Genomic DNA, 19,625 nt, shown 5'->3' with positions numbered 1-19,625 from the left:
GTAATTTGTCTGACATATTTATGAGGAATGTCTATCGTCCTGAAGCCGAAACATACGGCAGAGGACCACGCACAAACGACTCAACCGGTAGAACATCCACCAGTTCGTACTGGCGGGTACCCACGCCCAGGGCTTCTGCATATTGGGTGACCAGGTAAGGATCCTTGTAGGGCCCATGCAGCCAGCGTAAGGGGTGGCCCTCACGTGTATGCACTTCCATTGAGGTGGGGATATTCTCCTCGATGAGGGGTGTGCGTGCTGTTGCATCCAGCACGGCCTGATCCAAGGCAACCAGATCATCCGAACCAAAAATGCCGGCATCGGGCAAGATGGGCATGCCAGTAAAACCAAAACAATCACAAACTGGGGTCATGTGGGTGGCCAAGACGATGTGCACGGCTTTGCCAGGCGCAAAAGTAGACATCACAATTGAGGCACTGATAGCGCAGGCTTCTTGAAACGAAGCAAAGTTCACCGGGTCAATCTTCAGGCTGCCCGGAGGCGCAACCTGCAAGCAGCGCCCGCACTGATTGCAGTTATCCACGTGGAGGTGCAGATGATCCGGGCGTTCTTTATCTTGCACCAGCGCCTCATGGGGGCAGGATTCTATGATCTTCTGGCGCACAGCCGGGTCGGGGCACTTTTCCGGAAACCAGTAGGGATCATAATGACAGACATCATGCATGGCACTGCGCGTCTCGGCAACCATGCAGCCCAGCGCCAGGTTCTTGATTGCACCGCCATAGCCGCAGGAAGGATGCCCCTTGGCATGGGCCAGGTTGATCAGGAAAGTTGCCTCCTCGATCAGTCCGGCCACTTTCCAGTCTTGAATGTTCTTGTAGGGCCGGTGATGCGCGTAGTAGTAGCGTTCCTGAGGACCGGCAGCGGGGTAGATCGGACATCCCACCACCTCAGGCGTATAACCGCGCGTTTCCGCACCCGCCACATCCCAAGAGACATCAGCAATGAAGGGCTTACCGCCGCCCTCCTTCACCGCCTGCACCACCCGGCGCACAAAAACCGGGTGCACGGTCGAATAGCCCACGTTGTTGCCGGTGTGCATCTTGATGACCACCAATTCATCCTTGAGACGCTCGCGCAGGTTCAGGCGCTCGAGAATCAAATCCAGTTTCGCCGGCAGGGTTTCGCGCCAATCCAGGCGGGCCTGACGGGGTGAACCGAAATAGACCGTTGCAGGGCTCATCTCTCACCTCGGCTAAAGGGTTATGGAGTTTGAGGATAGTATAAAACGGGAAATGCAAATAAAGAAGCCCCGCAGGGGGCTCTCTTTTAAACCAAAAAAGTCTCTTGGCAACGACCTACTCTCCCAGGGGGTCGCCCCCCAAGTACCATCGGCGCTGACGGGCTTAACGACCGGGTTCGGGATGTAACCGGGTGTACCACCGTCGCTCAAGTCACCAAGAGACTTTTTGGTCGTTTGTTAAGTTGCCGTGAATAGTGTGAGTGGGCCTACCTAAGACCCAACCGGTCAAAGAGACCTGAGTTCTCCGCACCACGTCGGAAGCCCTCGGCCATTAGTACGGCTAAGCTCAACGCATTGCTGCGCTTACACTTGCCGCCTATCAAGCAGGTAGTCTACCTGCGGCCTTACTCCCTTGACGGGATTACAGGGATCTCATCTTGGGGCGAGCTTCCCGCTTAGATGCTTTCAGCGGTTATCCCTGCCAGACATGGCTACCCAGCGATGCCGTTGGCACGACAACTGGCACACCAGAGGTCTGTCCACCCCGGTCCTCTCGTACTAGGGGCAGCTCCCCTCAAATCCCTTGCGCCCACAGCGGATAGAGACCGACCTGTCTCACGACGGTCTGAACCCAGCTCGCGTACCGCTTTAACGGGCGAACAGCCCGACCCTTGGGACCTTGTCCAGCCCCAGGATGCGATGAGCCGACATCGAGGTGCCGAGCGAGGTCGTCGATGTGAACTCTTGGACCTCACCAGCCTGTTATCCCCGGGGTAGCTTTTGTCCGGTAAGCCACGGCCCTTCCACTCGGTACCGTGGGATCACTAAGCCCGACTTTCGTCTCTGCTCGACGCGTTGGTCTTGCAGTCAAGCTCCCTTGTGCCTTTACACTCTACGGCTGGTTTCCATTCAGCCTGAGGGAACCTTTGGGCGCCTCCGTTACCTTTTAGGAGGCGACCGCCCCAGTCAAACTGCCCACCTGGCACGGTCCCCCACCCGGTTAACGGCGTGGGGTTAGGGTCTAAACATGGTCAGGGTGGTATTTCACCGGCGGCTCCACCGAGGCTGGCGCCCCAGCTTCTCAGCCTCCCACCTATCCTACACAGACCATGCCCAAACTCAATGCCAAGCTGCAGTAAAGCTCCACGGGGTCTTTTTGTCCTGCTGCGGGTAGGCCGCATCTTCACAGCCATTTCAATTTCGCCGGGTCCCTCGTTGAGACAGTGCCCTAGTCGTTACGCCATTCGTGCGGGTCGGAACTTACCCGACAAGGAATTTCGCTCGGTTTACCTCGCTCTGTTTCCAGAGGAGCCGGACTTTATCTTTCCCGCCCGGTATTCATCGTGGCAGCAATGGCGCGGATTTTTTCAATGCCCTCCGCCGTGAGATGTTCATTGCGCTCCATCAGGAGCAAGACACGACGGAATTTGAGAAAATCCAGGTGCTTTTTGGTTTTAAGCGGATGCTTCTCGAAGAACGGAATGATCCGTTCACGCAGGTGTTCAATCTTGCGTACGCGGTACGCCATTCGATCACCGTGATTACGCCGCACCACCCCACACCCAAAGAACTGCTTGAGAGCATACAGGATCTGCACATCACGTTCGTGTTGAACCACCGTGAATTCCGGCAGCACCTGATAGCCCGTGCTCGTCTCCGGATGCGGATTGATGCCCACATAGAAGCATCCCTCGCCATCCACAAAGCCCACTACCCACTGCGCCTCAAGTTTCATACCAGACGGGACCGAACGTAAAGTCTCTGAGGGTTCTTCCAAATTTTCATTCCACTCTGTGTCATTCATGGAAGCCTTCCCTGCGGATTGTCCCCATGTCCAGCGGATTTTTACTGCCCATCCTCAGGATGAACGAGTACCGCGTGGCTGTACGAGGAGTTTCCCGCATATAGTTCGGTTTTACTAAGGCTCGCGAATGAACCTTAGGACCGTTAGAGTTACGGCCGCCGTTCACCGGGGCTTCGGTTCGGAGCTTCGCTTGCGCTAACCCCTCCCCTTAACCTTCCGGCACTGGGCAGGCGTCAGCCCCTATACATCGCCTTACGGCTTAGCAGAGACCTGTGGTTTTGGTAACCAGTCGCTAGGGCCATTTCACTGCGACCTCCCGGCGCTACGCGGTTAGCTCACGCCAGAAGGCACCCCTTCTCCCGAAGTTACGGGGCCAATTTGCCTAGTTCCTTAACGAGGGTTCTCCCGTTCGCCTGGGTATACTCTACCCGTCTACCAGTGTCGGTTTGCGGTACGGGCACTCGAGATTCAACGCTTAGAAGCTTTTCTTGGCAGCAAGGCTCAGCTCACTTCGCCTTACGGCCCGCCACGGCATCTCAGCTCAGCCGGCGGATTTGCCTGCCGGCCTCATCGCCTGACACGCCATGCACCTGCACGACCAATCGCAGGCTGGCCTACCTCGCTGCGTCCCTCCATCGCTCCTCTCGAGTGGTTCCGGAATGTTGACCGGATGTCCATCACCTACGCCTTTCGGCCTCGGCTAAGGGCCCGACTAACCCGACGCGGATTGACCTGGCGTCGGAAACCTTAGACATACGGCGAACACGGTTCTCACGTGTTTTACGCTACTCATGCCTGCATTCTCACTTCTACTCGCTCCAGCCGTCCTTCCGGTCGACCTTCCCCGCGAGTAGAACGCTCCCCTACCGCCTCAGCTTTCGCTGAGACCCATGGCTTCGGTATCAGGCTTAGCCCCGTTGAGTTTTCCGCGCAGGGTCACTAGACCAGTGAGCTATTACGCACTCTTTAAAGGATGGCTGCTTCTAAGCCAACCTCCTGGTTGTTTCAGTAACCCCACATCGTTTCCCACTTAGCCTGAATTTTGGGACCTTAGCCGATGGTCTGGGCTGTTTCCCTCTCGACCACGAATCTCATCACCCGCAGTCCGACTGCCACGCTATGGAGTAGCGGCATTCGGAGTTTGATTGGGTTCGGTAAGCAATAAGCCCCCTAGCCCATTCAGTGCTCTACCTCCGCTACTGAACGCGTGGCGCTAGCCCTAAAGCTATTTCGGGGAGAACCAGCTATCTCCGGGTTCGTTTGGCATATCACCCCTACCCACAGCTCATCCCCTAACTTTGCAACGTTAGTGGGTTCGGGCCTCCACGAGCGGTTAAGCTCGTTTCACCCTGGCCATGGGTAGCTCACCCGGTTTCGGGTCTAATCCCTGCGACTCAACGCCCTATTCAGACTCGCTTTCGCTACGGCTCCGGGTGTCACTCCCTTAGCCTCGCCACAGAGATTAACTCGCAGGCTCATTCTCCAAGAGGCACGCTGTCAGGCCTAGCGGCGCGCACCCGGCTTTCGCCGGAGCACCGACCCGCCATTAGCCCTCCAACTGCTTGTAGGCTTACGGTTTCAGGTTCTATTTCACTCCCCTCGCCGGGGTACTTTTCACCTTTCCCTCACGGTACTTGTTCACTATCGGTCGCCAAGTGTATTTAGCCTTGGAGAGTGGACTCCCCAGCTTCCCGCCGGATTAGCGTGCCCGGCGGTACTCAGGGTCCTGGCGGGAGGCAACTCGCTTTCGCATACGGGGCTATTACCCTCTCTGGCAGGCTTTCCCACACCTTTCTGCTAGCGAATTGCTTTGTCACTCCCATACGCCAGGCCCTACAACCCCACCCCGGCAAGCCGAGATGGTTTGGGCTTTTCCCCTTTCGCTCGCCACTACTCAGGGAATAATTTCTTTTCCTCTGGGTACTTAGATGTTTCAGTTCCCCAGGTTCCCCTCGCTCCGCCTATGTGTTCAGCGGGCGATGCCAGTGGTTCACACTGGCGGGTTTCCCCATTCGGAGATCCCCGGATCAACGCCTGTTCACGGCTCCCCGAGGCTTATCGCAGTGACCCACGTCCTTCATCGGCACTTGGCGCCTAGGCATCCACCGTAAGCCCTTAGTAGCTTCCGTACGTGATACGGAGAACCCAGGACTCTTTGTTTTTTTGTCCCGTCGAAATTGGGCCTTACGTTGTTTTGGCCTACATCACACTATTCACTTTTTAAGGTGCAGTTCCGATCTTGCGATCGGGCGCCGTTGGCTGGCGCTCAGTGCCCCTCACCCTTACGGTCAGGACCACTCAGCACAAGCCAACCTAACAACCCTATACCCTTGTTAATTTTCACACGGCGACCCGGCTCACCGCCGGGTCGTCTACAATTGATCCCTTGCGGTTCGCCTTTGTAACTCAGACCTGCGCTTCGTTCCGACTCACGCTATCCAAACACCTCGTTCGTCAATCTCGACCGTTTCCGGCCTCCTCCGTGTAACTCAGTGGAGATGAGGGGATTCGAACCCCTGACCTCCGCCGTGCAAAGGCGGCGCTCTCCCAACTAAGCTACATCCCCGCGCTCGGGGCAGTGGGCCTTTCAGGAGTCGAACCTGAGACCTCGCCCTTATCAGAGGCGCGCTCTAACCAGCTGAGCTAAAGGCCCATCCGGTGCCGCCCGCACCTTAACAACTGAGAAGTGATAGGAAGATCGTCCTGCGACCGGACCTCGCCACCGCTGCGAGGATTTAGAGGATCACAGTTTGCGCGGTTGAGCGCCCCTCCGCAGAGGGTTGCTCTGCGCTCCCTAGAAAGGAGGTGATCCAGGCGCACCTTCCGGTACACCTACCTTGTTACGACTTCGTCCCAGTCACCAGCCCCACCTTCGACGGCGCCCTCCCTTGCGGGTTAGGCTACCGGCTTCAGGTGTTGCCAGCTCCCATGACGTGACGGGCGGTGTGTACAAACCCCGGGAACGTATTCACCGCAGTATGGCTGACCTGCGGTTACTAGCAACTCCGTCTTCATGCAGGCGGGTTGCAGCCTGCAATCTGAACTGAGGCCGGCTTTGGGGGATTGGCTCCGCCTCGCGGCTTCGCGACCCATTGTACCGACCATTGTAGCGTGTGTGTAGCCCAGGACATAAAGGCCATGCTGACTTGACGTCATCCTCACCTTCCTCCGGCTTAAGGCCGGCGGTCCCGCGTGACACATGTAACACGCGGCGAGGGTTGCGCTCGTTGGCGGACTTAACCGAACATCTCACGACACGAGCTGACGACAGCCATGCAGCACCTGTGCAGGCTCCCCGAAGGGTCGGTCACCTTTCGGATCCCTACCACCTGCATGTCAAGCCCTGGTAAGGTTCTTCGTGTTGCATCGAATTAAACCACACGCTCCGCTGCTTGTGCGGGGTCCCGTCAATTCCTTTGAGTTTTAGCCTTGCGGCCGTAGTCCTCAGGCGGTGGACTTATCGCGTTAGCTTCGGCACTGATGGATTTTAACCCACCAACGCCAAGTCCACATCGTTTACGGCTAGGACTACCGGGGTCTCTAATCCCGTTTGCTCCCCTAGCTTTCGCGTCTGAGCGTCAGAGACGGTCCAGGGGGCCGCCTTCGCCACTGGTGTTCCTCCGGATATCTACGCATTTCACCGCTACACCCGGAATTCCACCCCCCTCTACCGCTCTCTAGCCCAGCAGTATTGAACGACCTCTCCCGGTTGAGCCGAGAGATTTCACATCCAACTTGCCGGACCGCCTACACGCGCTTTACGCCCAGTAAATCCGGATAACGCTCGCCTCCTACGTTTTACCGCGGCTGCTGGCACGTAGTTAGCCGAGGCTTATTCGGAGGGTACTGTCCTTCCTCATCCCCTCCAAAAGCGCTTTACAACCCGAAGGCCTTCATCGCGCACGCGGCGTCGCTGGGTCAGGCTTTCGCCCATTGCCCAATATTCCCTACTGCTGCCACCCGTAGGTGTCTGGCCCGTGTTTCAGTGCCAGTGTGGGGGGCCACCCTCTCAGGCCCCCTACCCGTCATCGCCTTGGTAGGCCGTTACCCTACCAACTAGCTGATGGGACGCAGGCCCATCCCGAAGCGGCTTACGCCTTTAGTTCTGCGGCCTCTAACCCACAGAACCACATGGGGTATTAGCAGCCCTTTCGGGCTGTTATCCCCCTCTTCGGGGTAGGTCACCTACGCGTTACTCACCCGTTCGCCACTGAGTGCGTTACGAGAACACACTCCGTTCGACTTGCATGTATTAGGCGCGCCGCCAGCGTTCATCCTGAGCCAGGATCAAACTCTCCGCAAGAGTTTGATATCGCCTTTTCAGGCGTCAAGGTTAAACTCGCCGGATCGACAGGTGTCTTCCTACCACTCTTCAGTTGTTAAGGTGCTGGTCTCCGAGGGCCAGATTTTACCCATCCTCTTTGCTCCTGTCAAGGTCTGCCGATAAAACCGCCGATGTCAATCCTTCGCTTTTCTTTCGTCTAGCGGGGTCAACACCGGCTTCTCGCACGACACCCTTGTCAGGCCTGGTCCCTCTTGAGACAACCTGTTCACTTGTTACCGATCCGCTCTTTGCGAGCAAGATCGCCCTCACCTTGGGACTCTTATTGTACCGAGTTCCCTTCAGGCTGTCAAGAGGTTCACGCGCCTATTTGCGATGTCTGCCGCTTTGCTCGGCGCTCTGCTCACCCTGGCGCTCTTTCTCCGCCAGCGGGAAGGCTGGGCCCTCTTTATCCACTTGTCATCCATTTGCCGGCTGCCCGGCGAAATGGGCCTCTTTCCGAGGCAGCGGGCTTGATTATACTCTCCCGCTTGCTTATGTCAAGGGTTTTAACGGCCCTCTTTTCCACCTTTTTCAACTACTGAAGCCAGATGATGGGCCAAACGCAGTGGCTCCGGTAGACGATACCCGCGCGTACAACGCATGACCAGATCTATCGCCGTTTCCAGACTCACGCGATGACCAATCGAGACATAAACCGGCCTGACCCCCGCCCGTGTACGCAGGGCGGCTCCAATCACCTCATCCCCCTCATAAAGCGGCTGCCATGCCCCCGCGGCCTCGGCCACCGGGGCGTGCTGTCCCACCAGACGCGATTTCGCCACCCCCACGGTGGGCAGGTCGCACCACACCCCCAAATGACTGGCAATGCCCAGGCGCCGCGGGTGGGCTATTCCCTGCCCATCCACCAGCAACACATCCGGCCAGAGGCGCAAACGAGCCAGTGCCTCCAGAATCACCGGCGCCTCCCGAAAGGAGAGCAATCCCGGAACGTAAGGGAAGGTAACCGGCCGCCTGGCCAGCACCTGCTCTCGCATGACCAGCCCTGGGAAATCCAACACGACCACTGCCGCGCGCGCTACTCGTCCCTCATCCTCAAACCCCACATCTACCCCTGCAATGGTTCGGACCTCGCCCAGGCAATCCACACGAATAACCCGTTCGCGCCATTGCATCTGAATGGCTACCGCTTCTTCCGGGCTTACCTCCCAGGCATGAGGAGGAACATGCGGTAGAGGCATAGGTCTCGAACCCTCATCGCTCATCTAGGACTGGCTTGGCTCCCATCTCGTTCTGGCACGCAGATTGCAGTTCATTTGGGGGAACCCCCGGCTTAAGAGAAACGTCTCTAATAAAGATTTGCTCTCTCAAAGTATAATTCAGGATACTTATGCGCGCTGAACCGCTTTCCTTCCCTCAACTCGATTCTCGCCTGCACCAGGCGCTGGTGATTCTGGCAACCGCCGCATTGGCATTTATCGGCCTGGCACTTGGAGCCACTTTATTTTTCCAACTCTGGTTCGCTGGGCGCATTTTCCCCGGCGTAAGCGTGGCAGGCGTACCCCTGGGCGGCCTCACCCCCACTGCGGCTGCTCAGCGCCTGGCCGCCGAGTGGACGTTCCCTCAGAGCGGGCGCGTCCTGCTTCAGGATAAGGATAAAATCTGGCTTTTCACCCCCCAGGAATTGGGGCTGTTTCTGGACGCCCAGGCCTCTGCTCAGCAGGCCTTCCGCCTGGGGCGCTCCGGCCCGCTTTTGGAGCGTCTGGGAGATCAAATTCAGGCTCTCTATTCCGGTAAAACGCTCTCACCAGTCCTCATCTTTGACCAACGCATTGCTCAACAGCAGTTACTCACCCTGGCCAAAGAGATTGATCGCCCGGTGATTGAAGCCAGCCTAGGGCTCCAGGGCACTGAGGTCATCGTGCGCTCGGGCGAAATCGGCCGTACCCTGGATGTTGAATCCTCGCTGATTCTGCTCACCACCCAACTGCAAACACTAAAAGACGGGGTGGTTCCGCTGATCGTGCGCGAAACCCCACCCCTTATTCTGGATGCCAGCGCCCAGGCTGAAGTGGCCCGGCGCATCCTCAGCCAGCCCCTGACCATCACCCTGCCCGAGGACCAGCCCGACTACGGTCAAGTGGGTCCCTGGGTGTTTGATCCCCCTACTTTAGCCGGCATGCTGGCCATCGAGCGGGTTCAGGATGAACATAGCGCCACTTACCGGGTCACCTTGCAGCGTGAGGCTCTGCTCAACTTCCTGAGCAATTTGGCCCCGACACTGGCCAAAGACCCTCAGAATGCACGCTTCATCTTCAATGACGACACACGGCAACTTGAACTCATTCAGCATGCTGTGATCGGGCGCCGCCTCAACATCGAGGCAAGCCTGCGTACCATCCAGGAAAAAGCAACGCAGGGCGAGCACACCATTCCCCTGGTGTTCGATTACAACCCACCCCCAGTGACCGACGAAGCCACTGCCGAGCAATTGGGAATTCGCGAATTGATCCATGCAGAAACCAGTTACTTTTACGGCTCCAGTCGCGAACGGGTGCAGAACATCCAGGCCGCTGCCGCGCGCTTCCATGGACTGCTGGTTGCCCCAGGTGAGGTCTTTTCCATGGCCCAGGCTCTGGGTGATATCACCCTGGACAACGGTTACGCCGAAGCCCTGATCATTGTGGGCAACCAAACCATCAAAGGGGTAGGCGGAGGGGTGTGTCAGGTGAGCACCACCCTCTTCCGGGCGGCTTTCTTTGCCGGTTTTCCCATCGTCGAACGTCATGCGCACGCTTACCGCGTTTATTACTACGAGAAAGTCGCTGGCAATCGCATTAACCCGCGTCTGGCAGGCCTGGATGCCACCGTCTTCGTCCCGCTGGTGGATTTCAAATTCAAAAACGATACCCCCTACTGGCTGCTGATGGAAACTTACGTCAACCCTGCCGCTAGCACGCTCACCTGGAAGTTCTATTCCACCTCAGATGGCCGCCGGGTAGAGTGGGATACGACTGGCCCCATTAATGTCGTGGATCCACCCCCACCGCTCTACCGCGAAAACCCCGACCTCGCCACCGGCGAGATTAAGCAGGTAGATTGGGAAGCCCAGGGCGCCGATGTGATCGTCACACGCACCGTCTACCGCAACGGCGAAGTCTATCTGCGGGACACCTTTAAGACCCATTATCGCCCCTGGCAGGCCGTTTATGAGTACGGCCCGGGTACCGAGGTACCAACCCCCGCCAGTGAGGGCGGTTAGTCCCTGAGAGAAAGTCTCATGGCCCCTGCCAGGGCGCCTGGATCAGCGCTGTCTGGGCATCTGCTGCATGGCCTAATAGAGGCAGGTTCCAGGCTGTGGCGATTGTTTTCAGCAGGGAATAATGGGTGTAGGGCGTTTCGTCCTGGAAACCACGCTTTACCCGAGCAGAGATCAGCACGGCAGCCACGCGTCCCCCGCCTGGCTCAAAGCCGCAACATCCCTGTTCTCCCTGACCCTCATCCCAGGTAAGGATGACCAATCCCTCCTCGGCTAAGGGCGGGTATGCCCACAAGCGAGTCAACCATGTCTCCAACCACGCATCCACCACATCCAGTCCGCAATCATGCCCCGAATGGCACAGATCGGGAGTGATGAAGACAAAATCGGGTAACTGGCCCTGCAGCAGGTCGTCCTCCAATTCGCTTAGCGGCACCACCCGCTCCTGGCAGCGCTCCGGATCGGTGCGAATAGGATCAAAGTAGATAAAAGGGTTGTGTTTGGGCGCATAACGGAGCGTATACTGCAGGTAGCACGGCGCAGGCATGGCCTCCTGGTAGGTCTTCCAAGTGCGCCCGCTGGCCTCAATCAAATCCGGCAGGCTGGGGGCATCAATGTAACAATCTATGCAATTGGTCCGAATGCCAAAAGTATCGCCCCCGATGAGCGCCAGGTAGTTAGGCAGGCTCGGATGGGTGATAGCATAGTAGCGGGTCAGCAGGGTGTAATCGTTGGCCCATCGGTTATATACCGGCATTTGCGGGTTGCCAATTACCCGGGTGATCTCACGATTTTCAAAGATTAAGATGACAATGTGGCGAAAGGCCGGCACCAGGGGCTGGGGAGTGGGTGTGAGGGTCACCGTTGAGGTCGGCAGCAGAGTTGGAGACAGCGCGGGGGAGGCGGTTGCCGGCGCCGGGGTGGGCAACACCGTCACCCCCAACGTGACCGCAAGGGACGGAGTAGGAGTATTCTGAGCAAGTCCGGGCGGGGAGCAGGCAACCAGGAGCCATCCTAATATCATCCCCCCTATGACCATGGGAGAGATGTACCAACCAGAGCGCATACGAGACATGGGCACCTCCCGAACATTGCCCCAGTTCCCAACGTTAGCACCGACGATCCCTGTGGGGAAAGATGAACTTCTCGGTCAAAACAAAGCCCAACCCATCAACGGCACCAAAGAATTTGGGCATCAAGGATTGGACTGGATCGAAGTGGAACTATCTCAAAACCCATTTCTTTCATAATATCCTCTTCCTCAGGTAAGATATTTCCATCTGTTATCCAGCAAATTGGTAGGGTTACATCTTCTGAGCCTTGAATATTCTCTTTTCCAAATATTGCGTTTTTAACTTCAGGATGTCCTAGTAATGTAAGGTAGAACGAATAATACTGATCTTCCCAATGCGGCGTAGTCCAAATAACCGTATTTGGCTTCCATCGTTGTATCAACTCAATACTGATTTCCCGTCTGCTGCTCTTTTCTAAACGATAGTACTCCTGCAAGCAACTGCCAGAAATACCCAACACAATAATCATTACGCAAAACACATAGATGTGCTTAATGTTGAAAAACCTCGACACCTTTATCAGAAAACACCTTTTTATAAAATGATATCCGCGTTGATATATGTCAATAGCCCCGCTTGCAGATAAAAGACAAAGAACTGGCAGTACAAATATGAGCTGTCTTGCTCGAAAAGCATAACCCGTGGAAAGATTCACTAAAAAAATCATTAGAACCTGGAATAAACTGGATAGGACCCATGAGACAGTCCTCTTATTATTTGTCTTTACATACAACCACAGACCAAGAACCTGAAAGTATATATTGAGGAGATGAAAAACATAGATGTGCTGTGGCGACATTAGGTTAATGGGGAACCAACCAAGGCCAATCAATATATTCACGATCGCTTCAGAAAACGAAAACATTTGATACTCAACGGTAGATCTAAGAAACAAATAACCCGGAAAAATTACAAGAAACGCAACAAAAGCACTCACCAACAAGCCCCTGAAAACCCTTCTCTGGTCGGAGTAACGATTTTCAGAAAATAATGACCAATAAACACCATTCAGGAGGGAAAGAACTACATAAACATGAAAATACGACCCAACAACATATATCAATACAAAACGCAACCAATTTATAAAAACAGGTTTCTGTGTTGCAGATAGAAGGGCTAGGGTGGAAAGAATGTAAAAAAGCACAACGGTGAATAAAAACGTAATTCTTGTGAATAATAAAGGTGAAGAGGATTTAAGGTTAAGAACAACGTTGAAATAATGGCTTTCCTAGTATCAACTAAACGCCGAAACAGAAAAAAACTAATGGGTATCGTCAACGAACCCCATAAAGCCGATGGAAATCGTAAACAAGCCTCACTCAGGCAATGTCTCGAAAATACCCACCTAACAACATAATCCAGCGGCATTGCCATAACATGAGAACGCACGTTGCCCAATAACGTTTCAAAGTCACTTGGCTGAATCGCTAATGCGACACCAATTTCATCAAACCACAAACTGTTTTTTCCGAGCTTATATATACGTAAAATCAATCCGATTAGTGAGATGGTAAAGATAGAAAATGCCTCTCTCCTATCTGACCATAATTTTTTAAGATAGCGGTTTTCATATCGGAGCCGTAAAGTAAATAAATTCATATGGCGTATTTTGTAAATAAACTTCGTTCTGGAACTTATCAGGGGTTTTCGGACATAAAGGCGAATTCATCTACACCCAAATCAGGTTTTATTCCGTCTACTCGTCGGCCTCAAAGTCATTTTCCTCGTAACGCTCCCAGGCCTGAGGGCTCCATCCATAGCGCCCCCGTAAGGGCACAAAACTAACCGGCAAGATATCCTCATAATCCACCCGTCCACCACTCTTGGTCCAGACCTGCAGTATCTGCCCCAGATAATCACCAATGGGTATCACCAGGCGCCCTCCCTCATCAAGTTGTTCCAGGAGTGGAGGCGGAGGCGCCGCTGCTGCCGCGGTGACAATGATGCCCTGGTAAGGTGCAACCTCCGGATAACCCAGTGTACCATCACCGCATATCACCGTAATGTTCTTCAGGCCCAGGCGCTTGAACGTGGCTTCCGCGCGTCGGGCCAGCACATCATACCGTTCGATGGTATACACCCACTTCGCCAGCAGGCTCAGAATCGCCGCCTGATACCCCGAACCCGTTCCCACTTCCAGCACCTTCTCATCCCCTTTGAGTTGAAGTAAGGAGGTCATCAGCGCTACGATAAAGGGCTGTGAAATGGTCTGTCCCTTGCCAATCGGTAGTGGCCCATCATCGTAAGCACGCGAGCGAAGCGCAGGCGGTACAAACTCATGGCGAGGAATACGCCGGAAGGCCTCTAAAACGCGCGGATCCCGGATCCCGCGCCGCTCAATTTGCTCGATCACCATGGCTTCGCGCCACTCAGCAAAGATCGTTTCGTCCGTCATGCCGGCTTCTCCTTGAGCCATCACCCCATCCTGTACCCATTCGCAACCCACACAGGAAAGCCCCCCTCCCTTTGATATTGTACATAATTCCAAAGGTTGGGGATATACCCTCTTCGTTGGATAGTCGCTCTGCGGCTTTACCCCGCCGAGGCCGAAGGACGGGCCTGCATTAAGGTCTGGGCAATTTGACGGTCCAGCTTTCCCATTGGGTAATGGGTAAGGCGCGTCACAGGAACCCATTCCAGTGCTGTGGCTTCTAGAGGTTGGGGTTCCCCGCCAACCAGGCAGCAGTGAAAAGCATGCAAAGTGACCCGAAAGTGGCTATAGGCGTGCCGAAAGACGCCCACCTTCTCCCCAACTACGATAGTGGTCCCCAATTCCTCTCGAATTTCACGCTGTAGCGCCTCTTCCAGGCTCTCGCCGGGCTCTTGTTTACCCCCGGGGAATTCCCACAGACCGCCCAGCAACCCCTGGGGTGGGCGTTGCGCCAGCAGCACCTGCTCACCACGCCAGATGACGGCAGCCGTCACAATGTAGTGAGGCACAGCCCCGCCGCGCCGCCGAACCGGACGAAGGGATTGGGTTCCCCGTGCCCGCGCCAGACACAACCCCGCCACCGGACAAACCTCACACTGGGGTGTCTGAGGGCGACACAGCGTTGCACCCAGATCCATCAACGCCTGGTTGAAATCGCCAGGGCGGTCAATCGGCACATGCACCTGCCCAATGCGTCTCAATTCGCGTTCACCTGCCGGGCTATCCACAGGCAGATCCAGGTCAAACAAGCGCGCCAGCACCCGCCGCACATTGCCATCCAGCGCCAAAACGACCTCGCCGAAGGCAATAGAAGCGATGGCGGCCGCGGTGTAGGGTCCGATCCCCGGCAGGGTTTGCCACTCCGTTGCCCGCTGCGGAAAACAGCCATCCCGCTCCCGGACCAGGATTTGCGCCGCCCGGTGCAGTGCCCGCGCGCGCTGGTAGTAGCCCAATCCTTCCCACAGGCGCAGTACCTCTTGCTCTGTGGCAGCGGCCAACGTCTCCAAATCGGGGAAGCGCGTCATCCAGCGCTGATAGTAGGGCAAAACCGTCTCTACCTGGGTCTGCTGGAGCATGACCTCTGAAACCCACACCCGATAAGGATGAGGTGGAGATTCACGCCAGGGCAGAGCTCGAGCATTCTGGTCAAACCAGGCCAGCAGGCGCTGCGCCAGTTCGCTCACCATTCCCCCGCTCTAAAACTGAAAACCACCCCGGGCTTCTACAATCTTGAAGGAGTAGTTCTTAACAAAATCTTGCAACTGACTGTTGAGGGCTTTCCACTCATCCGACTGCAAGATTTGGCGCGCCTTGCTGGCCGAGGACGCCACGGCTCCTACCAGGATCTGAGGGTGATCCCCAAAGACAGTTGCCCAGGCATCGCTAAGTTCAAACCCCAAGCGCTGCACCCCAGGAATGAACTCGCGCACCACGAATTCAAAATATTCCTGTTCGCGATCAGGGCGGATATCCCACGACATCAACAACTTGACGGCCAAGGCTAACTCCTCTAATGATGCTGATACTCCAGAACAATCACCTGCGTTTCTTCAGGCAGAGCATTCACGTTGTTGATCTTCAGCGTCGGTTGCGCATTAACTTCATTCAATCCCATGGCTTTGAGGAATTTATTCAATCCATCCAGTTTTACGTTGCTTTCCGGCGTGGCATAGTGCATCGGGATCACAATATTCGGTTCCAGCAGGCTGACCACCTCCGCTGCCTTGGCGGCGTTAAGCGTGCTTCCCCCACCGACGGGCACTAGCGCAATGTGGACGGGCCCCAGCGCTTCCACCTCCGCCTGGGTAGGCACGCGGTTAAGATTGCCGAGGTGGAGAATGTTAATTCCATTATACTCAATCAGATATAACGTGTTGCGAGGTTCGTCCAGGGATTTCTTCGTGCCGTTCGTCTGCAGCCCGGTAATGAACACCCCACCAATTTCATACTCCCCCGGCCCCGTGATCACGTAGGGCTCGCCTTTAACCGCCGCCAGGTAATTATGCCCAGGCGCGGCATGACTCACCGTCACAATATCGGCTTTGAGCTTAAGCGGCGCATACCCCACGGCACGATGGTCGTAAGGATCGGTAACCAGCGTAGCCAGGTTGCGCTCCACAATTCGAAAGCAAGAATGACCGTACCAGGTAATCTCCATGCGTCCTCCAACGTTCGCTATGATTATACCAATAAAGCATCTCTTATCCGGCTGCCACTAACCGTGCACTAATCTTCTCCTCCCAACCCATCTAGCGCGTGGGAAGGTTCTGCCACATGGACCTGCCTGAGTCCCAGCAAAGCCAATGTATTGAACAGGATCGCCACTCCCAAGTTTAAGCCAAAACCCACCTGATAGGTCAGTGGGCCTAAAAGCGCCCCCACCGCTCGCCCAAGCGAGAAAGCAGCAATCGTCCCTGCCATCACAGTTGCCCGCATCGCGGGGAACGTGCCCGACATCAGCGGCAAAAAACTGACCAGCGCAAACTCAAAAGTCAGGTAGAAAAAGAACAACCCGATCAATGCTCCGGCCACCGTCCTGCCCAGCAGAAAAAGCGCTACCGCGGCAAGGCTATTCAGTACCACGCCCACTGCCACGGCACGCTGCTTGCCCAACCGATCCACCCACAGGGCAGAGATGCCCTCTCCCAGTAATTCTGAAGCCCCGATGACCATCGAAGCCGCCCCCAGCGCCGCCAGTTGAAGCGCAAAGCGCGATTCCAACCACAGCCCAAATACCAGGTTGACCATCTCATTTGCACTGGTCAGCGCCAGCCCCATCGCCAGCCCAGTCAACACATGTGGCGCGCGCAGCAGACCCCGAATCTGCAACCGCGACATGGCCGCTGAGTGCCGTTCTCCGGGTGGATCGCGCGGCACAACCCACAAAAGCGCTCCCAACAAGAGTATGCCCCCCAGCGCAAAAAACCCAAACGGCACCCACCACAGCCGTACCCGCTCCACCAGCCAGCCCACAGCCGGGATGCCCAGAATGAAACTCAACGACCAGCCCAACTCGGTGAGCCCCATCACTCGTCCGCGACCCGCATACGGCACCCGATCTCCTAGAAAGGCCTGCATGGCCGGTAGAAAAATCTGGTAGGCGCTCGCCATTAGAAATAAGCCGATTAAAAAACTCAAATAGCGGGGGAAAAGCGCCACCATGCCGCTCCCCAGGACGAATAACCCCATGCCTGCCAGCATGGCCGGCCGTCGGCCATAACGATCGGTCAGGGGGGCCAGTAGCGGCCCCACCACCCCACTGAACGAACGCAAGGTCAGCACCCACGAGAAAGCGGCCACGGAAACCCCTAACCCACCCTGGAAGAACGAAAAAAACGGATATACCATGCGATAACTGGTATTGATCAGCACTCGAATCAGCGTGAAAAGCCCAACCTGGACCCCTAAGGAAAGCGATGATCGTTTCATGGTTTGATCCTATTCTATGCAGGATAAAAGAGGCGACGGGCATAGGGCCACAGCAAGAGCGCTATCTGCACCATTAGCCCACCACACAGTCCCAGCAGCACAACAAAGTGGATCTGAATGCGGAGCGCGTCTCCGCCAAAGACAGGAGACTGCGGGTGCAACACCGTCCCGGTCATCCCCAATTGCCACCACAACAACCCCGCAAACCCCGCATTTACAACCGCCGCCAGGCCCGGCTCGCGCATCACCAGCATCGCCACCTGAAGCAAAAGGCTCACCCCCCACAGCATCAGCGGCACCCGCCAGCGTGGTTCATCCCAGAACACCCCTCCCCAGATACGAACCTGTAGATACAAGGACATGGGAAGATAGGTGGACCAGAACAAAAAACCCGTCCACGCCAGCGCTTGAGAAAGCGCGGCCCAGGCCGGTCGCCGCATCAGCCAGAAACCCAGCCCCACCAGCCCGGCCAGGGCAAAGGCCACTTTTCCCACCCACACCCAGGCGCCGTGCAAAAGCACCAGGCGCAAAGCTGCCCCCAGCACACGTTCGCTGGGCCCCAATACGGCCACCAGGGCAATGATCCCCAAGGTAACTAAGGCACCGAAAAGGTAGCGCCGTTGGCGAAAAGCCAAAGGGTCAAGAGGCAGAGATGCCAACGTCAAAACCAACCTCCGGGTATAATTTTACCGCCTCGTGCCCTCGTTTCCGGAGCATTTTCAATGTCTTCCCCTTCACCTTCTTTCTGGAACGACCTTCGGCAGGCACTGGCTTTTCTCACTCGTCTGCCCCTGCCCTCCCCTAGCCACGCTGGAACTGATTTTGCCCGTGCCTTGCCCTGGTTCCCCTTGGTGGGATTGGGCATGGGCGCCATCCTCTTCGGCCTGGTCCAGGCTGCCCAATTGGTCATCTCACCCCTGATTGCGGCAGTGCTGGGGGTCTTTGCCTGGGCTGGATTGAGCGGCTTCCTGCATCTGGATGCCCTGGCGGATTGCTGGGATGCCCTCTTTCCACCCTTGCCCCCCGAGAAGCGTCACCAGGTGCTCAAAGATCCTCATCTGGGCGCCTTCGGCGTCACCGGGCTTGTGCTACACTTGTTACTCAAGGTGGCAACTCTGCTATCTACCCTGAGTTTGCATCCCATTGGCCTGCTGCTGGCGCCGGTATTGGGACGCTGGTTGGTCTTGTGGCTGGGTCTGCTACCCGCCGCCCGCCCTGAGGGACTAGGCGCCGCCTTTGCCCGTGCGGTCACCCCGCGCATTTTGGGGGTAAGCAGTCTGCTGCCTCTGATCCTGCTTCCCCTGGGGGGCTGGCGCAGTGGGGTGGCGCTGCTTTTAGCCGCTCTGGCCACGACTACATTGGGAAGCCTGGCGCGACGCTACCTCGGCGGCGTGACCGGCGATGTACTGGGGGCCGCCATTGAGGTCAGCGAGGTGCTGACGTTGTTAGCCTTCTCAATTCCATGATTGTAAAGAGCCCCCAACCGATGACTCTGGGATTACCCCGTGTTGGGAAAAACCGAAATAAACCGATGAATGTCCTATGGCCACCCGAATAACTCTTATCCTGGGCGGAGCGCGCAGTGGGAAAAGCCGCTATGCGCAGAACCTGGCCGAAGCCTCGGCCACCTCTCCTGTGCTTTTCGTTGCCACGGCGGAGGCTGGCGATGAAGAAATGGCAGCCCGCATTACCGCTCACCGCGCTGCCCGGCCCTCTCACTGGTACACGCTAGAAGAACCTCGCCGCCTGGCTGCGGCTATTTCGGCCTGGCAGCCCGAACCTGCCCTTATCCTCGTGGATTGCCTCACCCTGTGGGTCAGCAATCTCCTCCTTAGCCTGCCCAATCCCCCGGATCCTTCGGCGGCTACTGCGCTGGTGATGGCCGAAACCGAGCGTCTCCTGGAGTGTATTCAGCAAAGCCGTGCCGCCTGGATCTTTGTTTCTAATGAAGTGGGGATGGGGCTGGTCCCACCTTACCCTCTGGGGCGGCTTTACCGCGACCTGCTGGGGAGCGTCAATCAACGCCTGGCCGGGGTTGCCGATGAGGTCATTTTCATGGTCGCCGGCCTGCCCATGCGCCTCAAAGGCTGACCGCATCCACCCCCTTGACCCCGGCAGTATAATAAATTCAGAGGAAAGGAGG

Annotated in this window: 13 protein-coding genes, 2 tRNA genes and 3 rRNA genes; 3 read left to right on the top strand and 15 right to left on the bottom strand. The window is 56.5% G+C overall.

Annotation, left to right across the window (positions count from 1 at the left end; translation table 11 throughout):
* Positions 1–31 precede the first annotated feature (31 nt).
* From SE15_RS00655 to nfi, 7 genes are all read right to left on the bottom strand, one after another.
* Positions 32–1,204 carry a DUF362 domain-containing protein gene (locus SE15_RS00655; protein ID WP_054520181.1) on the bottom strand — a complete coding sequence of 391 codons (1,173 nt, stop codon included), beginning with the start codon at positions 1,202–1,204 and terminating at the stop codon, positions 32–34.
* Between the two features lie 102 nt (positions 1,205–1,306).
* Positions 1,307–1,423, bottom strand: a 5S ribosomal RNA gene (rrf, locus tag SE15_RS00650).
* A 93-nt stretch (positions 1,424–1,516) separates the two neighbouring features.
* Positions 1,517–5,137 (bottom strand): 23S ribosomal RNA (locus SE15_RS00645).
* Positions 5,138–5,501: 364 nt separating this feature from the next.
* Positions 5,502–5,574, bottom strand: a tRNA-Ala gene (locus SE15_RS00640).
* A 13-nt stretch (positions 5,575–5,587) separates the two neighbouring features.
* Positions 5,588–5,661: transfer RNA gene (locus tag SE15_RS00635), tRNA-Ile, on the bottom strand.
* Positions 5,662–5,806: 145 nt separating this feature from the next.
* Positions 5,807–7,311, bottom strand: a 16S ribosomal RNA gene (locus SE15_RS00630).
* The 16S, 23S and 5S rRNA genes sit together here with 2 tRNA genes alongside, the layout of an rRNA operon.
* Before the next feature lie 527 nt (positions 7,312–7,838).
* Positions 7,839–8,531, bottom strand: a complete 693-nt coding sequence (gene nfi, locus SE15_RS00625; protein WP_054520180.1) for a deoxyribonuclease V — start codon at positions 8,529–8,531, stop codon at positions 7,839–7,841.
* 149 nt (positions 8,532–8,680) lie between these two features.
* Between nfi and SE15_RS00620 the strand changes: the two genes are divergently transcribed.
* The gene (locus SE15_RS00620) at positions 8,681–10,552 is read left to right on the top strand and encodes a VanW family protein (protein WP_054520179.1); all 1,872 of its coding nucleotides are present in this window, start codon (positions 8,681–8,683) and stop codon (positions 10,550–10,552) included.
* A gap of 16 nt (positions 10,553–10,568) precedes the next feature.
* Here SE15_RS00620 and SE15_RS00615 read toward each other — a convergent pair whose 3' ends face one another.
* The 8 genes from SE15_RS00615 to SE15_RS00580 all read right to left on the bottom strand — a co-directional run bounded on the left by SE15_RS00615 (position 10,569) and on the right by SE15_RS00580 (position 18,147).
* A complete protein-coding gene (locus tag SE15_RS00615) occupies positions 10,569–11,624 on the bottom strand; it encodes an alkaline phosphatase family protein (protein ID WP_054520178.1) in 1,056 nt (351 codons plus the stop codon).
* A gap of 95 nt (positions 11,625–11,719) precedes the next feature.
* A complete protein-coding gene (locus tag SE15_RS14255; protein ID WP_152965490.1) occupies positions 11,720–12,091 on the bottom strand; it encodes a hypothetical protein in 372 nt (123 codons plus the stop codon).
* A gap of 1,227 nt (positions 12,092–13,318) precedes the next feature.
* Complete coding sequence (locus tag SE15_RS00605) at positions 13,319–14,017, bottom strand: protein-L-isoaspartate(D-aspartate) O-methyltransferase (RefSeq protein WP_054521294.1); 699 nt, start codon at positions 14,015–14,017, stop codon at positions 13,319–13,321.
* Between the two features lie 137 nt (positions 14,018–14,154).
* Complete coding sequence (gene mutY / locus SE15_RS00600; protein ID WP_083461590.1) at positions 14,155–15,240, bottom strand: A/G-specific adenine glycosylase; 1,086 nt, start codon at positions 15,238–15,240, stop codon at positions 14,155–14,157.
* A gap of 9 nt (positions 15,241–15,249) precedes the next feature.
* Positions 15,250–15,552 carry a hypothetical protein gene (locus SE15_RS00595; protein WP_152965489.1) on the bottom strand — a complete coding sequence of 101 codons (303 nt, stop codon included), beginning with the start codon at positions 15,550–15,552 and terminating at the stop codon, positions 15,250–15,252.
* Positions 15,553–15,563: 11 nt separating this feature from the next.
* Positions 15,564–16,211 carry an MBL fold metallo-hydrolase gene (locus SE15_RS00590; protein ID WP_054520175.1) on the bottom strand — a complete coding sequence of 216 codons (648 nt, stop codon included), beginning with the start codon at positions 16,209–16,211 and terminating at the stop codon, positions 15,564–15,566.
* Positions 16,212–16,279: 68 nt separating this feature from the next.
* The gene (locus SE15_RS00585) at positions 16,280–17,482 is read right to left on the bottom strand and encodes an MFS transporter (RefSeq protein ID WP_054520174.1); all 1,203 of its coding nucleotides are present in this window, start codon (positions 17,480–17,482) and stop codon (positions 16,280–16,282) included.
* Positions 17,483–17,496: 14 nt separating this feature from the next.
* The gene (locus SE15_RS00580) at positions 17,497–18,147 is read right to left on the bottom strand and encodes a hypothetical protein (protein ID WP_054520173.1); all 651 of its coding nucleotides are present in this window, start codon (positions 18,145–18,147) and stop codon (positions 17,497–17,499) included.
* A 57-nt stretch (positions 18,148–18,204) separates the two neighbouring features.
* On the opposite strand from SE15_RS00580, the gene cobS reads away from it, so the two are divergent.
* Entirely contained in the window at positions 18,205–18,948 is a 744-nt protein-coding gene (gene cobS / locus SE15_RS00575) for an adenosylcobinamide-GDP ribazoletransferase (protein WP_054520172.1), read from the top strand.
* 76 nt (positions 18,949–19,024) lie between these two features.
* Positions 19,025–19,573, top strand: coding sequence for a bifunctional adenosylcobinamide kinase/adenosylcobinamide-phosphate guanylyltransferase (gene cobU, locus SE15_RS00570; RefSeq protein ID WP_054520171.1), 549 nt, complete (start codon positions 19,025–19,027; stop codon positions 19,571–19,573).
* Positions 19,574–19,625: the final 52 nt, after the last annotated feature.

Origin of the sequence: Thermanaerothrix daxensis (assembly GCF_001306145.1) — a bacterium.
In the GTDB taxonomy this organism is placed as follows: domain Bacteria; phylum Chloroflexota; class Anaerolineae; order Anaerolineales; family Anaerolineaceae; genus Thermanaerothrix; species Thermanaerothrix daxensis.
The sequence above is the reverse complement of the archived record's forward strand: the minus strand, read 5'-3'. Positions and strand labels throughout refer to the sequence as shown.